Source organism: Paenibacillus sp. N3.4, assembly GCF_008017805.1.
In the GTDB taxonomy this organism is placed as follows: domain Bacteria; phylum Bacillota; class Bacilli; order Paenibacillales; family NBRC-103111; genus Paenibacillus_E.
The window spans coordinates 1-4312 of record NZ_VRTT01000159.1; the positions used below are offsets into that span (position 1 = coordinate 1).

The window sequence follows — 4312 nt, forward strand, 5'->3', positions numbered from 1 at the left end:
CTCTTTCAAATCGTGTTGTGTGGTGCAAACGATTTTACAGAAAGAGCGATCTTTTTTCAATTTATGGATTCCTTATTTTGGTTAATCAACAGGCATGATGTTTTATCATTTATATCGATTTTGAAAATGATGATTATAGGAAACCTCGGTTAACTTTTGGATACAACACAACTAGTAACTATCATAATAATATTTCTAAGGCATCAGATGAACTAGAGGCTAGATGGAATTATGCATTCTGGTTACAAAATGAAGAAACAGTTATTGGCAAAATATATTTAAAGGATAATAGGGAAGAAGAATTGATGAGGGAGAATTGGGTACTAGAATCTCCGTGGTATTATACGGACAAAGAAGAGGAGGGAAATTTTGAACGAATACTTGAGTTAGGTCAAAAAATAAAAGATGATCTTTATAAAATTGTAAAAAATGTAGTTAGAAGACTACACGCAAATAGTGTAATTTTAAACAAATTCAACAAAGAAATTCCTTTAATTATTCACGAATTAGAGTATTACGATTTGATAGCTGAGATTAATAAAGAAATAAACCCAAAAGAAAGCATAAAAGAGTTTTGTGATTGGATAGATTCGATGTATTTTTAGGATTCCGTTGGTAGCTCAAGGGAGTCGAGGGCATAGCCTGACACCGTATTCACGCGTCGAGTCTTACCAAATTTCTTGAACTAACTGGGAACGTTAGTCCAAACATAACTATGAAGCAGATTGCCGCAGCAGCAGTTGCTATATTTAACAATATTTTAAAAGTGGAGAAATATATGAAATTGGTTATAAGCGTTGTTTTAATAATATTTGGTGTATTTGCTGCTGCTTTAACGGCACTCCTCTGGGACTATATTTACTATCCGTTGATTGCAAGCACGGCTGAGGAAAGTGCAATAGCCTATTTGAAAGCATCATTTCCTGAGGAAGTTGCAATCGATGATGTAACATATTCGAAACCGTTTGGGAATGACGAAGGAGAATATTTCATTACAGTTCACCCTACAGCGAAACCAGAAATTAAACTATCGATGAATGTATCTCAGGACTTTAACGTGGACGAAAAAAATTTTAAGAAGTCAAAATGGCGATATGACACAATCTTGGAATACGTCCCACTAATTAATGAAATGAGCCCAGGTTTAAGCTCATATGCAGTCAATATGTTCATTCCTGCAGATTTGTTAAGTAGTTACCCTGCCGAGACAAAGTATGGAGAAATACGGAAGTTACATGAAAATGTCACCGAAGAGTATCTATTCATGAGTGTGTTGATAGATCGTGATTTTTCCGAACAACGCACACTTGAGTATGGTTAACGTGCTGCTGAATTTATGAAAAAGAGAGGCTTGAAGGATGCTGCAATCGAGATCGATTTCTATCCACGGAACTTAATAGAGAGTCTTGTTCAAAAAAAGCGGAAGTTCGATGTTTTCGATTTACGAAGTAGGTTCTTTAATGAAATTCTACCTTATAGGATCGATTTTGATACACGCATTAAGAGGATAACAAAGATCGGGTTGGACGAGATCAAGTCTCCAGAGGATTTGAAGCCGTTTTTAATTATCGAGGGTCCAGGGCAATAAGTTAAGTTAACGGAAAACGATAGTTGAAGAAAATGAGGAGCAGTCCTCCGCGACAGTTGCCGAATGAATAATCGAAATTCTTGTTATAAACCCAAAGAAGGGAAACAAATGACTAATATAATAGCAAGATCTATTCCATCAATTTTACACCTAATATTAACATTAGTATATTTTAAATATATATTTGGATCTAATGGAGATTATTTAGATACAAGACTATTTCATGGATTTATAGTGTTATTTTTAACAAATACCATTACCAGTTTACTTGTTTCTCGTGGTCAGTGGAGGCAGCTATTAATTTCTTTAATGTCTTTCATTATCTTTTATGCACTCTATCTGTTTTTCATGGTAGCAACTGGTGATCCGAATCGTGATGTTGAGGATAATCCTGCTGAAGGACTAGTGTTAGTCGGACTCGGTATTCCTTATTCAGTAATAAGTCTTTTTATTGGAACAGTTCTAGGAATAATAATAATTAAATTAAAAAAGCAAGTTCAAAAATTTTATGAAGAATAAGTAATCTTGTATGTAATTCGAAGAGGGCAGAACCATCACCTAACACCATATTCACGCTTCGGGCCATTCGGTCATAATTGATTACACTAACGCAGAACGTTCAATAAAAAAGCGACTGTCTAGGACTTTATTTTCTCGTCCTTGGCCGTCGCTGTTCAATTTCTAGGCTCAATCTAAAACTTATTTTATGGAGTCTGACGTTTTGACAATTCGAAAAACCGCGTGGAATACAGTCATCCATTCTAATATTTTATTTTCTGCTGACACCAGGTATCAGCCATGACCGGCATTAGTAAGTCCACCCTGATCCGAGAGGTTAACAGACGTAAGGCTTGACGGTGATCCCGTTAGGCTTCTATTATTTTGACCCCTATGGCGGGGAGCACGTCATCATTTCTCACCATTAGGGCAACAGAATGTCCGTGAAGTAAAAATGAGCTTCGGGGAAAATAACTTTTACAATAAAAATCGAATTCCAGGGAAAACACCTTTGAACTTTTCCCAACTCCCGATTAGAGGAACGGCTTATGTCCAATCAAGGACTATGTAACGAACATATTTTATACCGTAATGAAAATTCACTTGAGGGGACTGACTAACATGAGTGGTGCAAGTTGTGCAGGTTATGGTGTTAATAACTCAGCAGCTGTTTTGGTTCTTTTTATTCTTTTGGTTATTATCTTAATGACTTTTGCAATTTAAACCAACATCACAAAAGAACAAAAACGGTCTTATCGCGAAATAGATGCGAATAAAGACCGTTTTTTTCTCGTTGTTTAAATGAGGGTGACGAGTGAGTTTGAAGCCTCCCCCAGAGGAACATTACCTATTTATTCCTTCCAGCAAGCAAGCCCTGACTTATGTCCAATCAATGACCATGTACCGAGCATATGATTATACCGTAATGAAAATTCACTTGAGGGGAATGAGTAAACATGGGCTTAGGTTATGGTGGAGTAGGCGGAGTAGGCGGAGTAGGCGGAGTAGGTTATGGTGGAAGTTGTGCAGGTTACGGTGCAACCAGCGCATTTGTCTTGGTTCTTTTTATTCTTTTAGTAATCATCTCATCAGCTTTTTTTATTTAAAAACAACATAAAGAATATCGATGAAAAACAAAAACGGTCTTATCGCGAAATAGATGCGAATACAGACCGTTTTTTCTCGTTGTTGGGGTGACGAGTGAGCTGCGTGTGCTGGCAATATCAATATATGGTCAAGTGGATGGTTCCGCACCAGGTCTTATACCCATTTCGTGTTTACTTACGTCTAATGAAATTACAGAATGGTGGAATACCGAAAAACACTTGTTTTCCCACTACTAGTCCTACATCATGGGCGGAAGACCATATCGCAATTACAGGTATTATGGGTATTGGACGTATCAAGAATTATTCGTTATGCGGAAATCTCGGGAGTCAATTTATGATTGACCAATGGCAATATCCAGACATTGGAATTGTGATTTGCGATTGTCCATCTGCTGGTCACGATGTAATAATTCTTGATTATCGAAAGTGCGGTAAATACGGAGAGCCGGAAGTAGTACACGTAGATCAAGAATTTGATTTTCATATTACATTTTTGGCGAAAGATTTTGAGACTTTTATTATTGGACTAGTAAATGATTTATCATTCAACTAACGAAAACATTACTTAAATACGTAAAGATCGTATCATTAAGAGGTGAATACATGAAGGCTAATATATACCTAGATGATCTAAGTGACTGTCCTGAGGGCTTTTTAGTGGCAAGAACATTTGAAGAAGCAATACAATATTTTAGGGTGTATACAGTAGAACTACTATCACTTTATGGTGCTACAAGTTGTCAAGACAGTTATTTTAATATAGTTAAGGTGTGAAATGATTCACAATGTTGAGGAGTTGCTACGTCGCTACTGTTCTAATACTTCGACTTAAATGGAAAAACGATTAATTATTTCCAATAGAACGTTGTCTATTAGTGGCGGACATAGCTCAAGCGAAGGCGCGGGAGAAAAGATTCTTCCTCCGTTATTCAGATGTGGATAAGAGTACAACCTCACGGTTATACACAGCAGCTGGCGTGTATTTCTGCAGAGACTGATGCGGCAAGTAGTGATTGTGAAGATGAATGTAGCTACTGATGCCATTGCGGGTCTCGCGTGGGCTGTTATAATCGTTGAGATAGATTTCATTGTATTTCAAACTTCGCCAAAAGCGTTC

General features: G+C 37.0%; 6 protein-coding genes and 1 pseudogene. All 7 read left to right on the forward strand.

Annotated elements, in window-relative coordinates; all coding sequences use genetic code 11:
* Positions 1 to 305: 305 nt before the first annotated feature.
* The 7 genes and pseudogenes from FU659_RS34410 to FU659_RS39270 all read left to right on the forward strand — a co-directional run bounded on the left by FU659_RS34410 (position 306) and on the right by FU659_RS39270 (position 3969).
* Positions 306 to 605 (forward strand): hypothetical protein, encoded by a 300-nt coding sequence (locus FU659_RS34410; RefSeq protein WP_147951656.1) that lies wholly within the window; start codon positions 306 to 308, stop codon positions 603 to 605.
* A 110-nt stretch (positions 606 to 715) separates the two neighbouring features.
* Positions 716 to 1321, forward strand: a complete 606-nt coding sequence (locus FU659_RS34415) for a hypothetical protein (RefSeq protein WP_147951657.1) — start codon at positions 716 to 718, stop codon at positions 1319 to 1321.
* Between the two features lie 330 nt (positions 1322 to 1651).
* Complete coding sequence (locus FU659_RS34420; RefSeq protein ID WP_187274613.1) at positions 1652 to 2107, forward strand: hypothetical protein; 456 nt, start codon at positions 1652 to 1654, stop codon at positions 2105 to 2107.
* Positions 2108 to 2707: 600 nt separating this feature from the next.
* Positions 2708 to 2809, forward strand: a complete 102-nt coding sequence (locus FU659_RS34425; protein ID WP_147951659.1) for a sporulation protein YjcZ — start codon at positions 2708 to 2710, stop codon at positions 2807 to 2809.
* Between the two features lie 233 nt (positions 2810 to 3042).
* A complete protein-coding gene (locus FU659_RS34430; RefSeq protein ID WP_147951660.1) occupies positions 3043 to 3192 on the forward strand; it encodes a YjcZ family sporulation protein in 150 nt (49 codons plus the stop codon).
* A 172-nt stretch (positions 3193 to 3364) separates the two neighbouring features.
* Positions 3365 to 3745, forward strand: a pseudogene (locus FU659_RS34435) (SMI1/KNR4 family protein); the annotation flags it as partial.
* Positions 3746 to 3798: 53 nt separating this feature from the next.
* Positions 3799 to 3969 (forward strand): cyclic-phosphate processing receiver domain-containing protein, encoded by a 171-nt coding sequence (locus FU659_RS39270; protein ID WP_397357173.1) that lies wholly within the window; start codon positions 3799 to 3801, stop codon positions 3967 to 3969.
* Positions 3970 to 4312 lie beyond the last annotated feature (343 nt).